Source organism: Actinoplanes sp. NPDC089786 (genome assembly GCF_040684855.1).
Taxonomy (GTDB): Bacteria; Actinomycetota; Actinomycetes; order Mycobacteriales; family Micromonosporaceae; genus Actinoplanes.
Window position 1 is genome coordinate 2,065,450 of the sequence record NZ_JBFBGU010000001.1, and the last position, 22,468, is coordinate 2,087,917.

Sequence of the window (22,468 nt, forward strand, 5' to 3'; positions counted from 1 at the left end):
GACATGACAGCTATCGAGGTTCGTGGGCTGCGGAAGGCTTACGGGGGACGGGACGCCGTGGCCGGTGTCGACCTGAGCGTGGCCGCCGGCGAGGTGTTCGCGTTGCTCGGGCCCAACGGTGCGGGGAAGACGACGACCGTCGAGATATTGGAAGGGCATCGGCGGCGGGACGCCGGTGACGTGCGGGTGCTCGGGATCGACCCGGGCGCGGCGGGACGGGCGTGGCGGGCCCGGATCGGGATCGTGCTGCAGACGGCCACCGACGCGGCCGACCTGACCGTGACCGAGATCGTGCGGCACGTGGGCGGGTTCTATCCAGATCCGCGGCCGGCCGCCGAGGTCATCGAGATGGTCGGGCTGACGGACAAGGCCAAGTCCAAGATCCGGGCGCTGTCCGGTGGGCAGCGGCGCCGGGTCGACGTGGCGCTCGGCGTCGTCGGGCGGCCCGAGGTGCTGTTCCTGGACGAGCCGACCACCGGGTTCGACCCGGAGGCGCGGCGACAGTTCTGGGATCTGATCCGGGCGCAGGCACGCGAGGGCACCACGATCGTGCTGACCACGCACTACCTCGATGAGGCCGAGGCGCTCGCCGACCGGCTCGCCGTGATCTCGGCCGGCCGGATCGTCGCCGAGGGCAGCCCGGCCAGCCTCGGCGGGCGCGCCACGGCCGAGGCCACCGTCCGCTGGGACGGCCACGCCGAGTCCACCGCCAATCCGGCCGAGTTGATCGTCAAGCTGCACGCCGAGGGCGCCGACCTGAGCCGGCTCACGGTCAACCGGCCGACGCTCGAGGACACCTACCTGACCTTGATCGGCGAAAGCAACAGGACCGGCGAAACCGCACAGAACGGAGAGACGCGATGACCGCTCTGCCGTCGACCCTGCACAACGGGCTCAGCCGCGGCTGGGTCGAGTTGTTGCAGTTCGTCCGGGACAAGACCGCGATGATCTTCACGTTCTCGTTTCCGGCGCTGCTGCTGGTGCTGTTCGGGACGATCTTCGGGAGCGACTACAACGAGCTCGGGATCAACGGCGCGCAGATCTTCGCGGCGAGCATGATCGCGTACGGGATCGTCTCGACGTCGTTCATCACGATGGGTATCGGGCTGGCCGTCGACCGGGAGGACGGCACGCTCAAGCGGTTGCGTGGCACGCCCGTCACCGCCACGGCGTACTTCATCGGGAAGTGGATCTTTGTGGCGGCGATCAGCCTGCTGGAGGTGGCTGTCCTGCTCGCGATCGGGGTGTGGGGCTTCGACATGCCGCTGCCGGGTGATGCCGGCAGTTGGTGGACGTTCGCGTGGATCTTCGTCCTCTCGGTGATCTCCTGCACGTTGCTCGGCATCGCGGCCAGCTCGCTGGTCCGCAACGCGCGCACCGCCGGGGCGATCCTGAACGTGCCGGTCGTCGCGCTGCAGTTCCTGTCCGGGATCTTCATCAACCCGATCACGCAGCTCCCGGACTGGATGATCAACCTGGCGTCGGTCTTCCCGGTCAAGTGGATCGGGCAGGGCTTCCGCTCGGTCTTCCTGCCCGACGCGATGGTCCGCGACGAGGTCGCCGGCGCGTGGGAGCTGGGGCGGGTCGCGCTGGTGCTCGGCGCCTGGTGCGTGGTCGGCCTGGTCCTGTGCCTGGTCACCTTCCGCTGGACCGATCGCCGCGATCGCTGACCCAACCCCAAGATCAAGATCGATCCGACGGGTACGCGGCGCGGCACCGCCCGCCGACTCAGGGGCCGGCGGGCAGCGATGCGCATGCGTGCTCAGAGCAAGGGGTCGCGCCGCGCAGCGATATACCTGGGTCCAGGGCAAGGTCGCGCTGCGGGTGTTGCCTATATGCGCTCAGAGCAAAGGCGTCGATGGAGGATGGTCGCGGGGATGCGCGGAGGCGGTGGGGACATGACGGCGTCGGCCGAAAAGCAGGGGCGCGGCGATGAACAGGGGCACGGCGATCAGGAGGAGCGCGGCGAGGAGGAAAGGCGCGGCGAGGAGCAGAGGCGCGGCGAGGAGGAAAGGCGCGGCGAGGGGCAGGACGGGGAGCGGCACGAGACGGCGGGTGGGGGTGCTGAGGCTGATCGGCGGTGGGGGCTGTTTCTGGGGATTGTCGCCGTGGGGGTGATGGTCGCCACGCTCACCGTTACCGAGATCGAGCTGGGGCGGCGGCTGGTGGGGGCCGCGTCGATTGTGGTTATCGCGGTGGTTTATGTGGTTTGGGGGCGGTCGCTGCTCACCCGGGATGATGTGCGGGCCGGGACTGTGGTCGTCGGGGTCGTGCTTCTGGTCTTTGCCGTCGGGACCTACGAGGCGTCGGTCGTCAGTTATCTGCTCTTCGCGGTTTGTCCGCTGATTTTCCTGCTGTTGCCGTTGCGGCCGGCGGCGCCTCTGGTTGTTGTCGCCTGTTTGGTTCCGGTGCTCTGTGCGGTGGCCCGGGATGGGTGGAGCACCGAGATCCTCACCCACCTCGGGTCGATCTTCCTGGTCTCGGCCGCGCTCGCGGTGTGGCTGGGCACCTGGATCAACCGGGTCATCGCGCAGAGCCGGGAACGCGGTGTGCTCATCGCCGAGCTCCGGGCCAGCCGGGCCGAGGTCGTCCGGCTGTCGCACAAAGCCGGGGTCGCGGCCGAGCGGGCGCGGCTGGCCGGCGAGATCCATGACACGCTCGCCCAAGGGTTCACCAGCATCATCACGCTGGTGCAGGCGGCCGATCCGGCGCTGGCCAACGAGCGCCTGGCGCTGGCCGTACGCACCGCTCGGGAGAATCTCGCCGAGTCCCGCGCCCTCATCGCCGCGCTCGGGCCCTCCGCGCTGGCCGACGCCTCGCTGGCGGAAGCCGTGCGGCGGCAGGCCTCGAGCTTCAGCGAGACCACCGGCATCCCGGCCACCGCGCGGGTCACCGGGGAACCGCGGGCGCTGCCGACGGCCATCGAGGTCGTGCTGCTCCGCGCGGCGCAGGAGGCGCTCACCAACGTCCGCCGGCATGCGGGGGCGCGGGAGGCGGACGTGCTCCTGGCGTACCGCGACGAATCGGTTCGGCTCGTGGTGCGCGACGATGGGCGCGGCTTCGGCCCGGACGGGGCGCGGGGCTTCGGGCTGACGGCGATGCGGGCGCGGGCCGAGCAGGTGCGGGGGTCGCTGCTGGTGCGGAGCGACCCCGAGACGGGTACGACGATCGAGCTGGAGGTCCCGGCGTGAGCGTTCCCGGCATTAGAGGCGCCGGCATGAGCGGCGCCGGCATGAGCGGCGCCGGCTCCGAGAGGAACGGGGGCGCGATCCGCATCCTGCTGGTCGACGACCATCCTGTGGTCCGGCACGGGTTGCGCGGCATGCTCGACGCCGAGCCCGACCTGACCGTGGTGGGCGAGGCGTCCTCCGGCGACGGCGGCGTCGAGCGGGCGGCCGAGCTGCGCCCGGACATCGTGCTGATGGACCTGCGCATGCCGGACGGCGACGGGGTGGCCGCGACCGGCCGCATCCTGGCCCGGGTGCCGAAGACCCGGGTGGTGGTGCTGACCACCTACGAGACGGACCGGGACATTCTGCGCGCGATCGAGGCCGGCGCCTGCGGCTACCTGCTCAAGGACGCGTCGCCGACCGAGCTGGCGGACGCCGTGCGGGCCGCGTACCGCGGGGAGACCGTGCTCGCGCCCAGCGTGGCCTCGACGCTGGTTCGGCAGGTCCGCAAGCCGGCGCCGCCGGCGCTGTCGGCGCGCGAGGCGGAGGTGCTGCGGCTGGTCGCGCGGGGCCGGACCAACGCCGAGATCGGCAAGGAGCTGTTCATCTCGGAGGCGACGGTCAAGACGCATCTGCTGCGCGTGTTCAGCAAGCTGGACGTCGCCGACCGCACCGCCGCCGTTACGACCGCTATGTCCCACGGGCTGCTGTGACTCTCACAGGGACTGCTCAGGGCCGACACAGACGAGAGCTAGCCGCGTCGGGCATTTTTGGTTGAGCCGTCAACCAAGGGAGATGCCCGATGGACCGCGACACCGGACTTCGCCGCAGCGTGGCACTGACCCTCGCGCTGATCGGCGCCAGCATCACCGGCGCGACCGGGGTGGGGATAGCCGCCTACGCCGCGTCCTCTCAAGAGGCGACCGACGAGCAAGAGACGACCGATCAGGGCGCCACCAGCGACTCGCCGGCGATCACCGACAGCGGGGACAGCGACAGCGGCCAGGCCACCTCCGGGGGTTCCTGATCATGCCGCTCGTCGAGTCACTGCCGATCACCGAGAACACCGCCCAGTGGCCGGTCTGGGGCACCACCGCCCGCATCGTCGTCACCGACCCGCGCCGCCTGGCCGCCGCCGTGGTCCTGGTCCGCCACGAACTGGCCGCCGTCGACACCGCGTGCAGCCGCTTCCGTCCCGACTCCGAACTTCGTCGCGCCTGCGCCACCAAAGGCGGGATGAGGGTGAGCCCCCTGCTCGCCGACCTGGTCGAGGCCGCCCTGGCCGCGGCCGAGCAGACCGGCGGCGACGTGGATCCGACGGTCGGCGGCATCCTGGCGGGCCTCGGCTACGACCGTGACTTCGCCGCCATCACGGGGCGCCCGGCCGCACCCGCGATCCGCGTCTTCCCCGCACCGGACTGGCGCGCCGTATCGCTGAACGGCGACCGTCTGACCGTACCCGAGGGGGTTCTGCTCGATCTTGGCGCGACGGCCAAGGCCGCGGCCGCCGACCGAGCCGCACGCACCGTGACGACCCGGCTGGGCGTGGGCGTGCTGGTGGCCCTCGGCGGCGACATCGCCACGGCCGGTGACGCGCCCGAGGGCGGCTGGCGGGTGCTCGTGCAGGACCGTCCCGGCGATCCGAAGTGCACGGTGCGGTTGCCCGCCGGCACCGCCCTGGCCACCTCGAGCACCCAGTCCCGCCGCTGGTCACCGGGCCTGCACCACATCATCGACCCGCGCACCGGTCGCCCGGCGCCGGACGTCTGGCGCTCGGCCTCCGTGGCCGCTTGGTCGTGCCTGGCCGCGAACACCCTGAGCACCGCCGCGCTGGTCCGCGGCCACCGCGCCACCGCGATGCTGGCCACCGTGCCGAGCCGGCTGGTCACCGCGACCGGCGACGTGCTGCGCCTGGGCGGGTGGCCGGCATGACCGACGCGCTCTGGTACACCGGCCGTGGCACCGGTGTCATGACGTTGGTGCTGCTCAGCATCGTGGTCGCCCTGGGCATCGCCGCCCGCGACGGCCGTACCGCCTTCGGCCTGCCCCGTTTCGTGGTCAACCTGGTGCACCGCAACGCCGCCCTGCTCGCCCTCACGATGCTGCTGATCCACGTGGTGACGCTGCTCTTCGACCCGTACGCCAAGCTCACCCCGCTCGACCTGATCGTGCCGTTCGCCGGCGACCGCCGCCCGTTCTGGCTCGGCCTCGGCACCCTGGCCCTCGACACGCTGGCCGCCATCGCCATCACCACCGCGCTGCGTCACCGCCTCGGCGTCCGCACCTGGCGCATCGTGCACTGGCTGGCCTACCTGAGCTGGCCCTTGGCCCTCCTGCACGGCATCCAGACCGGCACCGACGCCCGCGCCTGGTGGATGTGGACGATCGTCGCCGCCTGCGGTGCGCTGGTCCTGGCCGCCGTCGCGTGGCGCCTGTCGCCGAACTTCGGAAGACCAAGACTGCGTAGGTACGGGCACAGCACAGTCCCGCCTTCTCGACCGGCCAGGACCTCGGTCCAGGCCGTCCCCCGCAGCCGGGTTGTCCTGCCGGGAGACCCCGGATGAAGCGCCCTGTGGACAGCCCCCCAATCCTGTCGTACCCCCCGCCTACATTTGCGCCCACCCAGTGCCGGGGTGGGGGAGGGGGCGGTGCGCCGCGACGACAAATGATCTTGAGAGGCGCGAACCGATGACCGTCCTGACGAACACCCTGACCAGACGGCTGCTGGCCGACGACGCACAGCCGCGAACCGGAGCGCAGAGCTCGGCGCGTCTCGGAGCGGCGCGTGCCGAAACGGCGCGTCTCGGAGCGGCGCGTCCCGAAACGGCGCGTCCCGAAACGGCGCGTCCCGAAACGGCGCGTCCCGAAACGGCGCGTTCCAGAGCGGCGCGTTCCGGAGCGGCGGGGCTCGGAGCGGCGCGTCGCGAGGTGGCGACTCCGCGGCTGAGCCGGGAAGCGCTGATCGGCCTGTTGCGGGAGGCCGGGCTCACCGGGCGTGGTGGCGCCGGCTTCCCGGTGTGGCGCAAGCTCGCCGCCGTCGCCGGCGCCCCGGTCGTCATCGGCAACGGGTCGGAAGGGGAGCCCGCCAGCGCGAAGGATCGTGTGCTCCTGACGTACCGGCCGGATCTGGTCCTCGATGGTCTGCGCCTGGTGGCGGATGCGCTGGGCGCCCGGGAGTCGCACCTCTATCTGCCGGCCGACCTGCTGCCCCATCTGGCCGCACACCAGCGGGCCGTGACCCTCACGGCCGCGCCGGAGCGGTTCGTGGCGGGTGAGGCCTCGGCCGTGGCCAACGCGGTCGCCGGCCGGGCCGCCGTGCCCTCGGACCGGACGGCCCGGCTGGCGCAGCGGGGCATCGTGGTGCAGAACGTCGAGACGCTCGCCCACATCGCGCTGATCGCCCGCCACGGCCCGGCCTGGTTCCGTGCGGCCGGCACGGCCGACGAGCCGGGCACCTTCCTGGCCACGGTCGGCGGCGCGGTGGCCCGGCCGGGGGTGCTGGAGGCGGGCTACGGCGTGACGCTGGCCGAGCTGGTCGACGGGGCCGGCGGCGCGACCGCCACGATCCAGGCGGTGCTGGTCGGCGGCTACCACGGCGCCTGGGTCCCGCCCCGGCCCGGCCTGCCGGTGAGCCGGGCCGCGCTGGCGCCGTACGACGCTTCTCCGGGCGCCGGCGTCGTCCACGTGCTGCCCGCCGACGCCTGCGGCCTGGCCGAGACCGCGCGCATCGCCGGCTACCTGGCCGACCAGGTGGCGGGCCAGTGCGGTCCCTGCGTCAACGGCCTGCCGCGGCTGGCCGACGCGCTCATGCGGCTGGTCCATGGCGAACCCGATGTCAAGGAGGTCACGCGGCTGGCGCGCAGCGTCGAGGGCCGCGGCGCCTGCCACCACCCGGACGGCACGGTTCGCCTGATCAGAAGCAGCCTGCGCACCTTCGCGGCCGACGTCGACGCCCACCTGGCGGGCCACTGCCGGGCGAACGGAGCACCCCGATGACCCAGCGCCTGCACATCGACTGGACCGCGTGCGACGGCCGTGGCCTCTGTTCCGAGCTGCTTACCGAACTGCTGGTCGAGGATGAGTGGGGATTCCCCCTGGCCCGCGACGGCGCGTCCGAGCCGGCCGTGCCCGCGGCTCTCACCGGTGTCGCCGAGAAGGCGGTCCGCCGGTGCCCGGCGTTGGCCCTTCGACTTCTACGCTGATCGATATCCGCCGGACCCGTCCCGCTCTGTCCATTGTCAGTGGCACTTGTCACGATTCATCGACGTCCCTCTCTGGTCTGACCTGCCTCCTGTGTTAACGTTCGGTGCCCCCAATCGCACCGGACCAAAGAATCTTGAAGCTCATTGTCCGATGTAGAGCCGGGCCGATGAATGGCGCTCGAATCAAGCTCGCAACCAAGTTGTGAGGTTCTTTGGGGAAAGGTGTCGGTATTCTCTCGGACCTCACTTGAAGTTCACCGCAATTGGGGATCGGCGGGCGAATGATCGTTATGCCTCGTGGGCGTGGGGACTCACTCGAAACAGGGGCGTCGTGACGACGACGGACATGACGGCGGACGACGCCGACACCGGATCGATACCGACTACGACTTCGTATTTCGGCGTGACCGAGCGCGACCTCGGCGACGCCACCGGACGCCGGCTCGCCGACCGCTGGGTGTGGGAAGCGCGCTACGTCAAGTGGCTCTTCATGGTCGACTTCGCCGCCACGCTGGTCGCCACCCTGGTGGCGTATGTGCTGCGGTTCCAGGGCGCCGCGTACGCGACCTGGTACCTGGTGTTCTCGGCGCTGCTCCCGCCGGTCTGGCTGGGGCTGCTGGCGCTGACCCACGCGTACGAACGACGCCTGCTCTTCGTCGGCACCGACGAATACCAGCGCGTGCTCCGGGCCGGCGCCCGCCTCACCATCGGCCTGGCCCTGTCGTCGTACGTGCTGAGGGCCGAGCTGGCCCGCGGCTACGTCCTGATGGTCCTGGTGCTGACCACCAGCCTGTCCCTGCTGGGCCGATGGCTGCTGCGCCAGCGCCTGCACGGCGCCCGGGCCAAGGGCCGCGCCATGCACCGCGTGCTGGTGCTCGGCCACGCCACGGCGGTCGCCGAGATGACCCGTCAGCTGCACCGCCGCTACCACCACGGCTTCCAGGTGATCGGCGCCTGCCTGCCGGCCAACCAGCTCGACGGCGCCGCGAGCGTGGTCGACGTGCCGGTGTTCGGGGCGCTGGCGGCGGCGGCCAACTCGGCGGCGGCGGCCGGGGCCGACACCGTGATGGTGCTGTCCTGCCCCGAGCTGGACGGCCCGATGCTGCGCCGGCTGGCCTGGGAGCTGGAACGCGACGACATCGACCTGATCGTGGCCTCGTCGCTGGTGGACACCGCGGGTGACCGGATCACCGTGCGGCCGGTCGACGGGCTGCCGATGATGCATGTCGAACACCCCCGGCTGATCGGCGGCCGGCGCCTGATCAAGGGCGTCTTCGACGTGACCGGCGCGGCGTTCCTGCTGCTGCTGTTCGCGCCGGTGTTCCTGGGCATCGCGATCTGGATCAAGCTCGACACGGGCGGCCCGGTGTTCTTCCGGCAGACCCGGGTCGGCCGCGACGGCGAGTCGTTCCGGATGTTCAAGTTCCGCACGATGCACGTCGACGCCGAGCAGCGCCGCGAGACGATGGACCAGAGCAACGACTTCGCCGGCGTGCTGTTCAAGATGCGGCACGACCCCCGGGTGACCCGGGCCGGCCGGGTGCTGCGCCGGCATTCGCTGGACGAGCTTCCGCAGCTCATCAACGTGCTGCGGGGAGAGATGTCGCTGGTCGGGCCGCGTCCTCCGCTGCACGCCGAGGTCGAGCAGTACCCCGAGGACATGCGCCGGCGACTGGTGGTGAAGCCCGGGATGACCGGGCTGTGGCAGGTGAGCGGCCGGTCGGATCTGTCCTGGGAGGACTCGATCCGGCTCGACCTGCGGTATGTGGAGAACTGGTCGCTCACGGTCGACCTGGTGATTCTCATGCGGACCGCGATGGTCGTGATGCGGGGCCAGGGGGCCTACTGACGGACGCGGGGGCGGGAGCGAGCGGTCAGGGACGGGCCGCGGGAAACGGGTTCAGGCATTGGTAACGCTTTATCTCATCGCCGTGCTGGCGGTGATTGTGCCGGTGGTGTTCGGACCACTGCTGGCGTACGGACCGGGGCGACGGCTGGCCCGCGGCGAACTGGCGAGCCGGATCGGCACGGCGGTGGACGGCCTGGTGACGGCGTTCGGCCGGCCGGGCGCCGCGCTCACCGTGGTGCTGGCCTGGTCGGCGGCCGTCGTGGCGGTGTTCTGGCCGATCGGCGAGCTGGCCCACGGGCTGGAGAAGGCCGTCGACCGGCCGGTGCTGACCTGGGTGGCCACCCGGCGCAGCCCCGGCTTCGAAGCCTTCAACTGGTTCTACACCGGGCTCGGCGACCGCTACCCGCTGAAGTGGGTGACCGTCGTCGGGGCGGTGGTCTTCGCCGTGCTGTGGCGGCGCCGCTTCTGGATCCCGCTGCTGGCCATCCCGGCCCAGTTCGTGCTGGAACAGTACGTGCAGGCGATCATCGCCGGGATGGTCGACCGCGGCCACCCGCCGACCGGGCTGGGCACCTACCCGTCCGGCGGCATCGCCCGGATCGTCATGGTGTTCGGCACGCTGGCGCTGTTCGCCGCGCTCACCTGGCGGTTCAACCGCAAGATCCAGGTCGCGCTGGGTACGGCCGTCCTGCTGCTCGCCAGTTACGAGGGGTACTCCCGCGTCTACGTGCAGAAGCACTGGCTGACCGACGTGCTCAGCGGCCTGCTGTTCGGCCCGGCGCTGTTCGCCGGCTTCGCCCTGGCCGTGTGCGTGCTGGCCGGGGTCACCGGGGCCGGGGTCAGAGGGAACGCACCGGCGACGAGCCTGGAGCCGGTGTCATGACGGCGCTCCTGGTCGCCTCGACCGGCGGGCACCTGGCCGAGCTGCACGACCTGGTGCCGCGCCTCGACGTGCCCGACCGGCGCTGGGTGACGTTCGACAGCCCGCAGAGCCGGTCGTTGCTGGAGGGCGAAGACGTCGTGCACGTACGCCCGTCGACCACGCGCGACGTGGCCGGGATGCTGCGGACCATGATCGTGGCCCGGCGGATGCTCCGGAGCGGGCGGTACGACGAGGTGTTCAGCACCGGGGCGAGCATCGCGCTGTCGTTCTTCGTGCCGGCCGTCGCCACGGGCGTGCGGTGCACGTACATCGAGAGCGCGACCCGGACGGACGGCCCGTCGCTGACCGGCCGGCTGGCGGCGCGCCTGCCGCGTACCCGGCTCTTCACCCAGCACCGCTCCTGGGCCGACCACACCTGGCGCTACGGCGGGTCCATCTTCGACAGCTTCCGCGCCGAGCCGACGCCGCCACGCCCGGTGCGCAAGGTGGTCGTCACGCTCGGCACCCATCCCGGGTACGCGTTCCCGAGGCTGCTCAACCGCCTGGTCGACGTCCTCCCGCGCGGCCTCGACGTGCTGTGGCAGGTCGGCGCGACCACGATCGAGCGGATGCCGGCCGGCGCCCGCGCCCAGGTGCCGATCGCCGAGATGCGCCGGGCGCTGCGCGACGCCGACGTGGTCATCTCGCACGCCGGGGTCGGGTCGGCGCTGGCCGCGATGCAGGCCGGCCGCCGGGCGCTCTACGTGCCGCGCCGCCGCGCGTACGGCGAGCACGTCGACGACCACCAGGTCGCCATCGCCCACGACCTGGAGAAACGCGATCTCGTGGTGGCCCGCGAGGCCGACGAGATCACCTTCGCCGACCTGGAGACCGCGGCCGGCTGGTCGGTGCGCAGTCGCCCGGGTGTCACACCGTTCCGTCTCACGTCCGAGCAGTTCGTTCCCTAGGAGGGCACGTGTCCCTACTCCGTCGGCTCCTGGTGCCGGCCGCCGTCGCAGGTCTGGTGGTCGGGCTGACCGCCGTGCCCGCCGCCGCGGTGTACGTGCCGGCACCGGCCGCCGCGACCATCGTCTCGGCCGATCCCGTCGATTACACGCCGCACTTCCAGAACGGCGACGTGCGGGCGTTCACCCAGATCGGCAACACGATCTACGCCGGCGGGGCGTTCACCGGGGTCAAGGCCTCCGGCGCGTCGAGCTGGTCGGCGGCGAGCTACCTGGTCGCGTACGACGCCACCACCGGCGCGCTGAAGACCGGCTTCACGCCGGCCTTCGACGGGGCGGTGCAGGCGCTCGCGGTGAACCCGGACGGCAAGCTGATCGTGGGCGGCAACTTCGGCACGGTGAACGGCGTGGCCCGCAAGAACCTGGTGGCGATCGACCCGGCCACCGGCGACACCGTGGCCAGCTGGGTCGGCCGCGGTGACGGCGGCGTGGTCCGGCGTACGGTCGTGAAGGGCAACCAGCTCTACATCGCGGGCGCCTTCCACTGGGTCAACGGGACCGAACACTCGCTGCTGGCGCGGCTGAACGCGACGACCGGCGCGATCGACGCCGGCTTCCAGGTCGACGCGAGCGGCGCCCGCCCGTACGACAACTCCTTCGAACTGGTCTGGGCCCTGGCCCTGTCGCCGGACGGGAACACGCTGGTCGCCACCGGCAACTTCACCGTGGTGAACGGGCAGAGCCGCAACCAGGTCGTGATGGTCGACGTCAGCGGCGTGCCGGCGGTCGCCAACTGGACCACCGACCGCTACGTGGCCGCCTGCGGATCCGGGCGGTTCCCGTTCTACGCCCGCGACGTCGACTTCTCCGACGACGGCGGCTACTTCGTGATCGGCGCGGACGGCGCCAGCGGCGACGCGTACTGCGACTCGATCGCCCGCTTCGAGACCTCGCACCGCGGCGCGGTCACCGCCACCTGGGTCGACTTCACCGGCACGGACTCGGTCACCGCGATCGAGGCGGCCGACGGCCTGATCTACGTCGGCGGGCACTTCCGCTGGCTGAGCAACGCCAACGGCAGCGACGTCAGGGGCCCGGGCGGCATCGACCGGTACGGCTTCGGCGCGCTCGACGCCACCAACGGCCTGCCGGTGGCGTGGAACCCGGGCCGCTCGCCCGGCGACGCGCTGCCGCCCGGCGGCACCGAGTGGGGCCCGATCGTCTGGGAGATCTGGAAGGGCTCGAACGGCGTCTACATCGGGCAGGACTCCGACGGCGTGGCCCAGGAGTACCACGGCCGGCAGGCGCTCTTCCCGACCGCGGGCGGCCGGACCATCGCGGTGCAGAACGCGCCGGCGGCCACCAGCGGCTACCTCTACCGGGGTGGGGGCGCGACCGCGTTCACCAAGGTCGCGTTCAACGGCACCGCGCTGGGCGCGGCCACCAGCAGCACGCAGACCCAGCTCAACGGGGCCAAGGCGGCGTTCTCGCTGAGCAACAAGGTCTACTGGTCGACCACCGCCGGCAAGCTGAACGCCTCGGTCTTCTCGGCCGGCTCGGCCGGCGCGCCGTGGGAGGCCAGCGGCTTCAACACCTGGTTCAACGCGTCGACGATGACCGGCGCGTTCTACCTCAGCGGCCGGATGTACTACACGCTGTCGGGCAGCAACGCGCTCTACTACCGCTACTTCACGCCGGACGGCTCGATCATCGGCTGCACCCAGTTCACGTTGCCGACGACCGGCGTCGACTGGTCGACCGTCCGCGGCCTGGCCTGGGCCAACGGCAACGTCCTGTACGGATCCACCACCGGTGTCCTGAAGCGGGCGGCGTTCAACCCGGCCGCGGCCAACGCGGTCGTCGGAACGACCGCGTCCCAGATCGCCGGTTCCGGCTGGAACAACCCCACGCTGTTCTTCGCCACCAGCTAGACCGCTCCAGCGGCGCAGAGGGAGTAACTCATGGATGTCATGGATTCCGTGGCCGGTAACCGGCAGCGGGTGGTCGGCTTCGCCGACGTCGTCCGGATCCCGCTGCGCCGCTGGCGCATCGTGCTCGCCGCCACCGGCCTGATGCTCCTGGCCGTGGCCGGCTATCTGCTCCTGCTGCCGGCCACCTATCACGCCACCACCGTGGTCGTGCTGCGCCCGGTGGTGACCGACCCGTTCACGCTGCCGTCCAGCGGCGCCGACCGGGCCATCAACATGACCGCGGAGACCGGCGTGGCGCTGGGCAACGACGTCATCGACGCGACCTCCCGCGCGCTGGGCCGAGACGCCGACGACGTGCGGGAGGCGCTCAGCGTCGAGGTGCCGACCGGCGGCGCCGTGCTGCGTTTCGGCTACGCCGACGACGCCGAGGACCGCGCGATCGCCGGGGCCAACGCCGCCGCCAAGACCTACCTGCAGGTGCGCGAGGCGCTGTACCAGAAGCAGCGGGAGGGGCTGCTGCTCTCCTACGACAGCACCCTGCGCCAGGTCACCGACCAGCGGAAGGCCGCGCAGAAGGGCATCCCGGACGAGGAGGACGGCCAGGAGGGCACGCCCGCGCGTACGCAGGCCATGCTCGACCAGGTCGCCGCGCTGAACGACCAGATCGCCCAGCTCGCCAACCAGCGCGCGAAGATCGCCTCGGCCGACCTGACCCCGGGCGCCATCACCGGCGCGGCCCGCGCGCCGCTGCCCTCCAGCCACGACGCCTGGCAGCTCTACGTGCTCGGCGCGCTGCTCGGCGGCCTGCTCGCCGGCGCCGTCGTGGCCCACGCCCGGGAGGCGCTGGACGGGCGGGTCCGCTCCCTCGAACAGGCCGCCGACCTGATCGGTGTGCCCGCCCTGGGCACCGTGCGCGCGGCCGGCCGGCACACCGCCGACGCCGCGGCGGCGGACGCCCGCTACGTGTCGCTGGCTCTGCTCAAGTGGATCCGGCTCAACCCCAACCGGCCGCTGGTCATGCTCTCCGGCCGGGACGACGAGGGCCGCACCGCGGTGTCGGTGAACGTCGCCGTGGCGATCGCCGAGGCCGGTCAGGACGTGTGGCTGGTCGCCGCCCCGGAACTGCACGAAACCCTGCGGAACGTGCTCTTCACCGCGCAGAAGCGCACCCCGCCGCGGGCCCGGGTGCTCCGGGCCGGTGAGGCGCAACGGCACAACGGCTCCCCGGCGCCGGGCGTCACCCTGCTGCCCGCGGTGCCCGGGCCGCCGCAGGCCGACGACCCCGAGGCCACCATGGTCATCGAGCACGAGACCGGCCAGTCCGTGCTCGCCCCGCCGCGGATCTACACGCCCGCGTTCGGCGACGCCTACGGCTCGGACGGCCGGCGCCCCACCGTGGTGGCGATCGGCGGCGGCGTGGTCCGGCTGGTCGCCCTGAGCGACCAGCCGATGGCCGGGGTCATGGTGGTCGACGCGCCGCCGTCCGACGTGGACGAACGAGGGGTACGCGCGGCGCAGTACGGGACGGCCGTACTCGTGGTGGCCCGCGACCGCACCCGCAACCGCGACCTGACCCGCCTGGTCGACCGGCTCCGCTCGGCCGGCGCGCAGACCGCCGGGTTCGTGCTCACCGGCGGCAAGGGTGCGTAACCCGCCCACCGTCAGCGTCGTGGTCGCCACCCGCGACCGGCCGGGCCTGCTCGAACGCGCGGTCGCCAACATCCTGGCCCAGGACTACGCCGGCGAGATCGAGTGCCTGGTGGTGTACGACCACGCCCCGATCCGCGAGTTCGAGATGCCCCACCGCCCCGGCCGCAAGCTGCGCTTCCTGCACAACTCGCGAACCCCCGGCCTGCCCGGCGGCCGCAACAGCGGCGTCGAGGCGGCCTCGGGCGACCTGCTGGCCTTCTGCGACGACGACGACATCTGGCGCCCGGCCAAGCTCACCCGCCAGGTCGCGCTCCTCGACGACCCGGCGATCGGCGCGGTGAGCTGCGGGCTGCGCCTCAAGGGCCCCGGCATCGACCGGGAACGGGTGCTCGACCGCGACCGGGTCACCTTTGACGAGTTCCTCGCCGACCGGGTGATGGAGGTGCACTCCAGCACGATGCTGGTCCGCGCCACCACGTTCGCGGCGGCCGGCCCGGTCGACGAGGAGATCCCCGGCGGCTACGGCGAGGACTACGAGTGGCTGCTCCGGCTCAGCCGGCACACCGACGTGGCGATCGTCCGCGAGCCGCTGGTCACCGTCGACTGGCACGGCGGCTCGTTCTACTTCGGCCGCTGGGCCACCATCGTCGAGGCCCAGCGCTACCTGCTCGGCAAACACCCGGAACTGGCCCGCAGCCGCGCCGGGACGGCCCGCATCCGCGGCCAGATCGCGTTCGCCCTGGCCTCCAGCGGCCGCCGCGTCGAGGCGATCCGTGAGCTCGCCGCGGTGGTGCGGCTCAACCCCCGCGAGAAGCGGACGCTGGTCATCGTCCCGGTGATCACCGGCCTGCTCTCCGGCGACCGCGTGCTGCGGATGGCCCAGAAGCGCGGCAAGGGGATCTGAGGTGGCGATCGAGGTCGCCCGGCCGCGGCAGTCCTGGCTTGTCCGCCCGGCCGGCCTGCCGCTGTGGCCGCTGTACGCGATGTTCGCGCTCATGCCGGTCTGGTGGGGCCTCGGCGTCCTCTACTTCGTCTGGCCCTTCTTCGGCCTGGTGCTGTTCATCCTGATGGCCACCCGCGGCCGCATCCGGCGACCGGCCGGCACCGCGTTCACGCTGGCGTTCCTCATCCTGGTGGCGATCAGCGCGATCCGCCTGGAGAAGTCGACCACGGCGCTGGTCTTCAGCCTGCGGCTCGGCCACCTGCTGACCGGCTTCCTGCTCGGCGTCTACGTCTACAACCTGGCCCGCGACGGGGTGGCGTGGTCGCGGATCGCCAACCCGCTGATCCTCTACTGGCTCGGGCTGGTCGCGCTGGGCTGGTTCGGGGTGCTGGCGCCGACATTCCACGTGCCCAGCCCGTTCGCGCTGCTGCTGCCGGACGGCATCGCGTCGGAACGCTACGTCTCGGCGCTGACCACCCTGTCGTCGACCGAGTTCAACCCGGCCAGCCAGAACCCGATCTACCGGCCGGCGGCGCCCTACCCGTACACCAACAACTGGGGCACCGCGTACTGCTTCTTCGTACCCATCGTCCTGGCCTGCCTCACCGCGATCCGCAACCGGCGCACCCGCGTCGTGCTGTTCGTCTCGCTGCCGCTCTCGGTCGTCCCCGCCTACCTCACGCTCAACCGCGGCATGTTCATCGGCCTCGGCGCCGGCCTGCTCTACCTGCTCGGCCGCGAGATCGCCCGCGGGCGGGTACGGCTGATGCTGCCGATCGCGGTGATCGTGCTCGCCGGCTGGATCATCACCCTGTTCATCCCCGTGGTCGAGCTGATCGACAACCGCACGTCGACCACCGCCAGCACCCGCGACCGCCTCGACATCTACGCGCAGACCTGGTCGGCGGTGATGCGGTCACCCTTGATCGGGTACGGCCACCCGACCACCGTGGACACGACCTACGCGGCCGAGCCGCTGGGCACCCAGGGCCTGCTCTGGCAACTGCTCTACAGCCACGGCATCCCCGCCACGATCGTCTTCTACCTGATCTTCGCGGTGATCGCCCGGCGGATGGCCGCCGCCGTCACGCCGACCGGGCTGTGGCTCAGCTCGCTGCCGGTGATCGCGGTCATCATCACGCCGTTCTACTCGTACGTCGACCCCAACCTGGCCGTGCTGTTCGGCGCCATCGGGCTGGGGCTGGCGGCGGTCGACGGGCCGGTCAACCGGGGTGCCACATGACGCTGCTGGACGCGCGACGCGTCTCCCGGGGCGGCGCGATCGGGGTGGCGGGGGCGGCGGTCAACGGCGTGCTCGGGTTCGTGCTCACCACGGTTCTGACCCGGGTGTACGGGGTGGACGGCGCCGGGGTGCTGTTCACGGTGATCGGCTTGGTCACGATCGCCGGGGCGGTCTGCTGCCTGGGCGCCGACACGGCGTTGATGTGGGCCATGCCACGCCTCCAGCCTGTGGACAACCCGGTCGAGCCATCGAGTTCGTCGGCTACGGTGACACCCACCCAGTGCCGGGGTGGGGGTGGCGGCGGAAGCCGCGCGAAGATCAAAAATCGACCGGATCGCGAACGCGGCATGCTCGTCGCCACGGCCCTGATCCCGAGCATCAGCGTCGCGGTGCTCGTCGCGATCGCGGGCGTGGCGCTTGCCGAGCCGCTGGCCCGCGCGCTGGACCTGCCCGATCCCACGCTCCTGCGGATGGCTTTCGGCGGCGTTCCGCTCATCGTCGCCGCCACCGTCCTGATGGCCGCGGTCCGCGCCACCCGGCCGGTCACCGCCTACGTCGCCGTGCAGTTCGTGCTCGTCCCGCTGCTCCGCCCGGCGCTGCTCGTCGCCGCGGGCGGCTCCCTGCTGCTCGGCTTCGGCGCCTGGCTGGCCCCCCTCACGGCGGCGCTGGTCATCGGCGCCGTCCTGGCCCCGAGACCGAAGAAACCCAAGGCGTGGCGGGTGTTCTGGGGTTATGCGCTGCCACGCGCGGCCTCGGCGGCGGTCGACGCGAGCAGCATGTGGGTCGGCGTGCTGCTCACCGGCGCCCTCAGCGGCCCGGGCGAGGCCGGTCTCTTCGCCGCCGCGGGCCGGTATGCGCTCGCCGGACTGCTCATCATGCAGGGCCTCCGGGTGGCGATGGCCCCGCACCTCTCGCGCCTCCTGGGCGGGAGAGGCGCGGGACAGCGCCACGAGGCCGCCACGCTCTACCGGAAGACCACGCAGGCGATCGTGGCGCTGTCCTTCCCCGCGTACCTTCTGCTCGCGGTCTTCGCACCGGCCTTTCTCGGCCTGTTCGGCGGCGATTTCCCCCGGGCGGCCGGCCCGCTCGCCGTGCTGGCCGGCGCGATGCTGGTCAACGTCGGTGTCGGCCTGGCCCAGACGGTTCTGCTGATGAGCGGCAACAGCCGGGGCCACCTGTACGCGACGCTGACCGGTCTGGCCGCGAACGTCGCGGCCGCGTTGCTGCTGGTCCCGAGGTACGGGGCGATGGGCGCCGCGCTGGCCTGGTCGCTCGGCATCGTCGCCGAGAACGTGATCGCCGCCGCGCTGGCCCGCCGCGCTTTGCGGGAGCCGCTATCCTCGCGTCCGCTGTGGCTCACCGCCGCCGGCGTGACCGCGGTGACGGGACTGGCCGCAGCGGCGGGCGTGGTCGCGGGCGGCCGCGGGCTGGGCGGGCTGGCGACGGCGCTGGCCCTGCTCCTGCCGGTCGTGTTGGTCGCCGCGGTGCTGAGGGGGAGACGGTGACGGCGAAGGATCTCATCAAGGGCGTCGCGCCCCGGCAGGCGCGCGAGCAGATCCGCGAGGTGCTGGTCCGGTACGGCGTGCGGACGAGCGACCAGCGCCCGCTGCCCGACTTCCTGATCATCGGCACGAAGCGCGGCGGCACCACGTCGCTGTGGAACTACCTGCTGCAGCACCCGCTGGTTCCGCGCCTCTTCCCGGCCTGGAACACCAAGACCAGCCACTACTTCGAGGAGAACCACCACCGCGGTGAGGCCTGGTTCCGCTCGCACTTCCCGACCGCCAAGCAGCGGGCGGCGCTCGAACGCAAGCACGGCGCCCCGCCGAAGGTGGGTGAGGCCGCGCCGCTCTACATGTTCCACCCGCTGGCGGCGGCCCGGGTGGCCCAGCTGATGCCCTGGGTCCGCATCATCGTGCTGCTCCGCGACCCGGTCGAACGCGCCTTCTCACACTGGAAGGAACGCCGCGGCGAGGGCGTCGAGCCGCTCTCCTTCGAGGACGCGCTGGCCGCCGAGCCCGATCGCACGGCCGGCGAACGAGCCAAGATGATCGTCGACCCGCACTACTTCTCCCAACCCTACGACTGGTACGCCTACCGTGAGCGCGGCGTCTACCTGGACCACCTCTACCCGTGGCTGGACCGCTTCGACGAGTCCCAGTTCCTCGTCCTGCCCAGCGAGTCCCTCTACGCGAGCCCCGCCGCGACGTACGCCCGGGTCCTGGATTTCCTGAACCTCCCACCGCTCGACCTGCCGTCCTACCAGGCCCACAACACCCGGCCGAGCCCGGCGATGAACCCGGCCACGAGGGCCGAGCTGGCCGCCTTCTACGCCCCGCACAACGCCGCCCTGGCGGCCCACCTGACCATGACGTTCCCCTGGTGACGCTCTCCACGCCGCCGGTCATCGCCGCCGGGTCGCTGTCGGCGCGACCACAGCCGCTGCTGTCCGCGGCGGGTGGCCTGCTCCTGCGGCCCTGGGAAGCAACCGACGCGCCGGTGTTCCACGCCGCCTATCAGGATCCGGAGCTGCGGCGCTGGCACACCAACCGGCCCGACTCGGAGGATGACGTCCGCGGCTGGTTCGACGGTTACCGGGCCGACTGGGAACAGGAGCGCGGCGCCCACTGGGCGGTGACCCGCGGCGGCGAGGTCGCGGGCCGCATCGCCGCGGGGCTTCGACTTCGGATCGGGTGTGGCCGGCTGCGCCTACTGGGTGGTGCCGGCCGCACGCCGTGCCGGGGTCGCGTCGGGCGCGCTGGCGGCCGTCAGCGCGTGGGCGTTCGGCCCGGCCGGCTTCCACCGGCTGTATCTCGATCACTCGACCCGCAACATCGGTTCCTGCCGGGTGGCGACGAAGGCCGGCTTCGAGGCCGAGGGCGTCATGCGCAGCGCCGCCGTCCACGACGACGGCCGCCACGACATGCACCGGCACGCCCGGATCAGGGTATGACGGACCGGGCCTACTCGGTCGGGAGCTTGACCTGCGAGATGTTCGTGCGGACGAACGTGCCGCCGTCCCACTTGTAGGTCTGCGTGATCTGCAGGTCGGGGCAGCAGGTCGGCGCCTTCTTGCTCAGCGCCTTCGAGGTGACCGTGACCCGGCGGCCGTCGATCCGCACCGCGGCCGAGGTCAGGTCCTGGTCCTGGCCGATGTCGACCAGCGGGATCAGGTTCTCGATGTCACGGTCGTTGCCGGGGTAGATGAGCACGTGGGCGCCGTCCGCACCGCTCAGGTAGACGCAGGTGCCGGCGACCACGACCTCCTTGCGGCCGTCGCCGGTGAGGTCGACCCGCTTGGTGCTGTAGACCTGGGCCCGGCCCTTCGCCTCGGGAACATCGGGGCAGTTGAGGTCGTAGAACATCTGCTTGCGGAAGTCGACCTTGGCCCAGGTGACCTTGTCACTCGCGCCGCCACCACTACCCCCGGAGGTCGTCGAAGGCTTGGCCGGCTTCGACGAGGTGGGCTTCGACGGAGCTGAAGGCGTGGCCGGCGCGGTCGGCGCGGTCGGCGCGGAAGAAGGAGGCGTGGCGGCCGGGCCCGCGGCGCCGGGCCGGGCGGCCGGTCCGGTGCAGCCCGCCGCCGCGGTCAGAGCGATACCGGCCGACAGGCCCGCGACGACGATCTTCTTGACGTGCGACATCCGAGGTCTCCCGTGTTCGTTGTGAGGAGTTCAGCTTCTTGGATCTCGCCGCCGGTGTGCTCACGGTTTCGTGCCAGCCGCCCCCGCTGTCGTGTAGCTGGCAAAACGGGTCCGGCCGCGCCGCGTGAACCCCATCGACTCGTAGAGCCGGATCGCGGTCGTGTTGAACGCCGCGGTGTGCAGGAACGGGACGTCGCCGCGGCCCCGGATGTTCGCCGCCACCGCCCGGACCAGCCGGGTGGCCAGCCCGCGACCGCGGTACGCCGGGTCGGTGCACACCGCGCTGATCTCGGTCCAGCCGGGCGGGCGCAGCCGCTCACCGGCCATCGCCACCAGCCGTCCGCCGGCACGCAGGCCCAGGTACGTACCCATCTCGACGGTCCGGGGTTCGAACGGCCCCGGATCGGTCCGCTGCACCAGGTCGGCGATCTCGGGCAGGTCGGCCGGCCCGAGCACCACCGCCTCGGCGTCGGGCGCGACCGCCACCCCGTCGCCGGCCATCTGCACGCCGTCGACGCCGCGGAAGAACGTCCAGCCGGCCGGGATCGTGTCGAACGGCCCCATCAGCGTGATCTTGCCGCCCGGCCCGGCCAGCGTCGCCGCGTCGGCCCAGGCCGCCGGGTCGGCGGGGTCGTCCAGCGCGTGCCAGGGTGACATGTCGGCCGGGTAGCGCGCCGCCCGGCCCGCCCGCTCCGCGAAGTGCGCGTGCGGCCCGGTCAGCGCGGCCCACGCGGGGTTGTCGAGTACCGAATCGTCCACGGGACGACGCTATGCCAGCCGCCCGGCGAGGGTGTCGAGCAGGGCCGGGTGCAGCCGCCGGTTCCAGCCCGCGCCGCCCGAGAGCTGATAGGCGCGCAGCCACAACTCGATCAGGTAGGCGTCGCCGACGAACCGCTGCCGCCGCTCGTCCAGCCCCAGCTCCCGGCCGTGCTCACGCAACGCGTCGTCCATGGCGGCCGCGCTCGGCCCGGTCGCCGCGCCGCCCGACAACGCCATCTGGAAGAACTGATGAGCCAGATCAAATCCCAGTGGTACGTCCGGAGCACTGTTCTCCCAGTCCCAGAGCAGCAGCCGGCCGTCGTGGCGGCCCATGTTCCACGGCACCCAGTCGCCGTGCCAGTGCCCGAAGGCCAGGTCGAGATCGCCGTCCCGGGCCACCAGCGCCTCGATCGCGTCGTCGACGGTGATCGCGCCCGGTGACTCGGCCGCGGCCAGCCCGGCGCCGGAGGCCCGCCGCCGCCAGCCGGCCAGGAAGCTCGACGACGCGAACGGCGCCCGCGGCCCGGCGACCCGGGCCACCGCCAGCATGGCCGCCGTCCGGGGCGAGGCCGGTCGCCGGACGCCGCGGACCTGCCGGGGCATCGGGGCGATCACCGCGATCTCCCGCTGCTGCCACTGGGTGTGCAGCAGGAGCCCGGGCGCCTCCGGGAAGTCGGCGGCCGGTGGCGGCAGGGACGCCAGCGTCGCCGCCTCGTCGCGCACCATCGCGCGGGTGCCGGCGTTCCAGCCGATCTTGGCGTACCCCCGGGCCCGGCCCTGATCGTCGAAGAGTTGCAGGGTCGGCTTGTGGTGCGGGTCGGGCGGGCGGATGCCGATGGCGGCGTGCAGTCGCGGCGTCCCGAGCAGGTCGGCGAGGTGCTCCCAGAGCAGGGGGCCGCCGGTGACGGTCAGGATCGGGGCCCGGGTGAGACCGAGCAGTCCGGCGCGGGCGAGGCCGCCGACCACGGCCCGGGTGGCGCGGACCCGGGGCGGCCGCAGCGCGTTGTAGGCCAGCACCGACGCCGCGGTCACCCGGCGCGAGGCGAGCGGGAGCAGGAACTTCGCGTCATCGAGGGACGGCAGCACGGCGTACCGGACGGCCGGCGGCCCTTGATCGCCGACCGTGAGCCGGAGCATCGGGTCGGGGAAGACGGCCCGGGCGACCCAGCCGAGCCCGTCGGTGCGCGAGCGCGGATCGCCGGGCGGGAACTCGGGCTCAGCCGACGGCCTTCGCTGACGCGGGATCACGG

22 protein-coding genes and 1 pseudogene are annotated in these 22,468 nt (G+C 72.3%); 20 read left to right on the plus strand and 3 right to left on the minus strand.

Annotated elements, in window-relative coordinates; all coding sequences use genetic code 11:
* The first annotated feature begins 3 nt into the window (after nt 1-3).
* The 20 genes and pseudogenes from AB0O15_RS09890 (at nt 4) to AB0O15_RS09985 (ending at nt 19,768) form a co-directional block, all read left to right on the plus strand.
* The gene (locus tag AB0O15_RS09890) at nt 4-864 is read left to right on the plus strand and encodes an ABC transporter ATP-binding protein (RefSeq protein ID WP_364316431.1); all 861 of its coding nucleotides are present in this window, start codon (nt 4-6) and stop codon (nt 862-864) included.
* Nucleotides 861-1,670, plus strand: a complete 810-nt coding sequence (locus AB0O15_RS09895; RefSeq protein WP_364316433.1) for an ABC transporter permease — start codon at nt 861-863, stop codon at nt 1,668-1,670. The genes AB0O15_RS09890 and AB0O15_RS09895 overlap by 4 nt, the downstream gene beginning before the upstream one ends.
* Before the next feature lie 228 nt (nt 1,671-1,898).
* Nucleotides 1,899-3,191 carry a sensor histidine kinase gene (locus AB0O15_RS09900; RefSeq protein WP_364316436.1) on the plus strand — a complete coding sequence of 431 codons (1,293 nt, stop codon included), beginning with the start codon at nt 1,899-1,901 and terminating at the stop codon, nt 3,189-3,191.
* A 41-nt stretch (nt 3,192-3,232) separates the two neighbouring features.
* Nucleotides 3,233-3,883 (plus strand): response regulator transcription factor, encoded by a 651-nt coding sequence (locus AB0O15_RS09905; protein WP_364317160.1) that lies wholly within the window; start codon nt 3,233-3,235, stop codon nt 3,881-3,883.
* 89 nt (nt 3,884-3,972) lie between these two features.
* A complete protein-coding gene (locus AB0O15_RS09910; protein WP_364316438.1) occupies nt 3,973-4,197 on the plus strand; it encodes a hypothetical protein in 225 nt (74 codons plus the stop codon).
* 2 nt (nt 4,198-4,199) lie between these two features.
* The gene (locus AB0O15_RS09915) at nt 4,200-5,102 is read left to right on the plus strand and encodes an FAD:protein FMN transferase (RefSeq protein WP_364316441.1); all 903 of its coding nucleotides are present in this window, start codon (nt 4,200-4,202) and stop codon (nt 5,100-5,102) included.
* Nucleotides 5,099-5,734 (plus strand): ferric reductase-like transmembrane domain-containing protein, encoded by a 636-nt coding sequence (locus tag AB0O15_RS09920; protein WP_364316443.1) that lies wholly within the window; start codon nt 5,099-5,101, stop codon nt 5,732-5,734. Before AB0O15_RS09915 ends, AB0O15_RS09920 begins: the two co-directional genes overlap by 4 nt.
* Before the next feature lie 364 nt (nt 5,735-6,098).
* A complete protein-coding gene (locus tag AB0O15_RS09925) occupies nt 6,099-7,166 on the plus strand; it encodes an NADH-ubiquinone oxidoreductase-F iron-sulfur binding region domain-containing protein (protein ID WP_364316446.1) in 1,068 nt (355 codons plus the stop codon).
* On the plus strand, nt 7,163-7,372 hold the full coding sequence (locus AB0O15_RS09930; RefSeq protein WP_364316449.1) for a ferredoxin: 210 nt from the start codon (nt 7,163-7,165) through the stop codon (nt 7,370-7,372). The genes AB0O15_RS09925 and AB0O15_RS09930 overlap by 4 nt, the downstream gene beginning before the upstream one ends.
* A gap of 331 nt (nt 7,373-7,703) precedes the next feature.
* The gene (locus tag AB0O15_RS09935; RefSeq protein ID WP_364316451.1) at nt 7,704-9,221 is read left to right on the plus strand and encodes a sugar transferase; all 1,518 of its coding nucleotides are present in this window, start codon (nt 7,704-7,706) and stop codon (nt 9,219-9,221) included.
* 82 nt (nt 9,222-9,303) lie between these two features.
* Nucleotides 9,304-10,104: a phosphatase PAP2 family protein gene (locus tag AB0O15_RS09940; protein ID WP_364316454.1), complete on the plus strand. Its 801-nt coding sequence runs from the start codon at nt 9,304-9,306 to the stop codon at nt 10,102-10,104.
* The gene (locus AB0O15_RS09945; RefSeq protein WP_364316457.1) at nt 10,101-11,051 is read left to right on the plus strand and encodes a glycosyltransferase; all 951 of its coding nucleotides are present in this window, start codon (nt 10,101-10,103) and stop codon (nt 11,049-11,051) included. Before AB0O15_RS09940 ends, AB0O15_RS09945 begins: the two co-directional genes overlap by 4 nt.
* Nucleotides 11,052-11,059: 8 nt before the next feature.
* Nucleotides 11,060-12,979 carry a hypothetical protein gene (locus tag AB0O15_RS09950; RefSeq protein ID WP_364316460.1) on the plus strand — a complete coding sequence of 640 codons (1,920 nt, stop codon included), beginning with the start codon at nt 11,060-11,062 and terminating at the stop codon, nt 12,977-12,979.
* 30 nt (nt 12,980-13,009) lie between these two features.
* Complete coding sequence (locus AB0O15_RS09955; RefSeq protein ID WP_364316462.1) at nt 13,010-14,629, plus strand: hypothetical protein; 1,620 nt, start codon at nt 13,010-13,012, stop codon at nt 14,627-14,629.
* Nucleotides 14,622-15,533 (plus strand): glycosyltransferase, encoded by a 912-nt coding sequence (locus tag AB0O15_RS09960; RefSeq protein ID WP_364316465.1) that lies wholly within the window; start codon nt 14,622-14,624, stop codon nt 15,531-15,533. The genes AB0O15_RS09955 and AB0O15_RS09960 overlap by 8 nt, the downstream gene beginning before the upstream one ends.
* A 1-nt stretch (nt 15,534) precedes the next feature.
* Complete coding sequence (locus AB0O15_RS09965) at nt 15,535-16,815, plus strand: O-antigen ligase family protein (protein ID WP_364316467.1); 1,281 nt, start codon at nt 15,535-15,537, stop codon at nt 16,813-16,815.
* Nucleotides 16,812-18,320 carry a polysaccharide biosynthesis C-terminal domain-containing protein gene (locus tag AB0O15_RS09970; RefSeq protein WP_364316469.1) on the plus strand — a complete coding sequence of 503 codons (1,509 nt, stop codon included), beginning with the start codon at nt 16,812-16,814 and terminating at the stop codon, nt 18,318-18,320. Before AB0O15_RS09965 ends, AB0O15_RS09970 begins: the two co-directional genes overlap by 4 nt.
* Nucleotides 18,317-19,201, plus strand: coding sequence for a sulfotransferase (locus AB0O15_RS09975; protein ID WP_364316472.1), 885 nt, complete (start codon nt 18,317-18,319; stop codon nt 19,199-19,201). Before AB0O15_RS09970 ends, AB0O15_RS09975 begins: the two co-directional genes overlap by 4 nt.
* A gap of 113 nt (nt 19,202-19,314) precedes the next feature.
* Nucleotides 19,315-19,422, plus strand: a pseudogene (locus tag AB0O15_RS09980) (GNAT family N-acetyltransferase); the annotation flags it as partial.
* Between the two features lie 88 nt (nt 19,423-19,510).
* Nucleotides 19,511-19,768 (plus strand): GNAT family protein, encoded by a 258-nt coding sequence (locus tag AB0O15_RS09985; protein ID WP_364316474.1) that lies wholly within the window; start codon nt 19,511-19,513, stop codon nt 19,766-19,768.
* Nucleotides 19,769-19,778: 10 nt separating this feature from the next.
* Here the strand turns inward: AB0O15_RS09985 and AB0O15_RS09990 are convergent, their stop codons facing one another.
* Genes AB0O15_RS09990 through AB0O15_RS10000 form a run of 3 tightly spaced genes read right to left on the minus strand, consistent with a single transcriptional unit; the run spans nt 19,779 to nt 22,466 of the window.
* Nucleotides 19,779-20,459 (minus strand): hypothetical protein, encoded by a 681-nt coding sequence (locus AB0O15_RS09990; protein WP_364316477.1) that lies wholly within the window; start codon nt 20,457-20,459, stop codon nt 19,779-19,781.
* 60 nt (nt 20,460-20,519) lie between these two features.
* Nucleotides 20,520-21,218: a GNAT family N-acetyltransferase gene (locus tag AB0O15_RS09995; protein WP_364316479.1), complete on the minus strand. Its 699-nt coding sequence runs from the start codon at nt 21,216-21,218 to the stop codon at nt 20,520-20,522.
* A gap of 9 nt (nt 21,219-21,227) precedes the next feature.
* Nucleotides 21,228-22,466, minus strand: coding sequence for a hypothetical protein (locus AB0O15_RS10000; protein ID WP_364316482.1), 1,239 nt, complete (start codon nt 22,464-22,466; stop codon nt 21,228-21,230).
* Nucleotides 22,467-22,468: the final 2 nt, after the last annotated feature.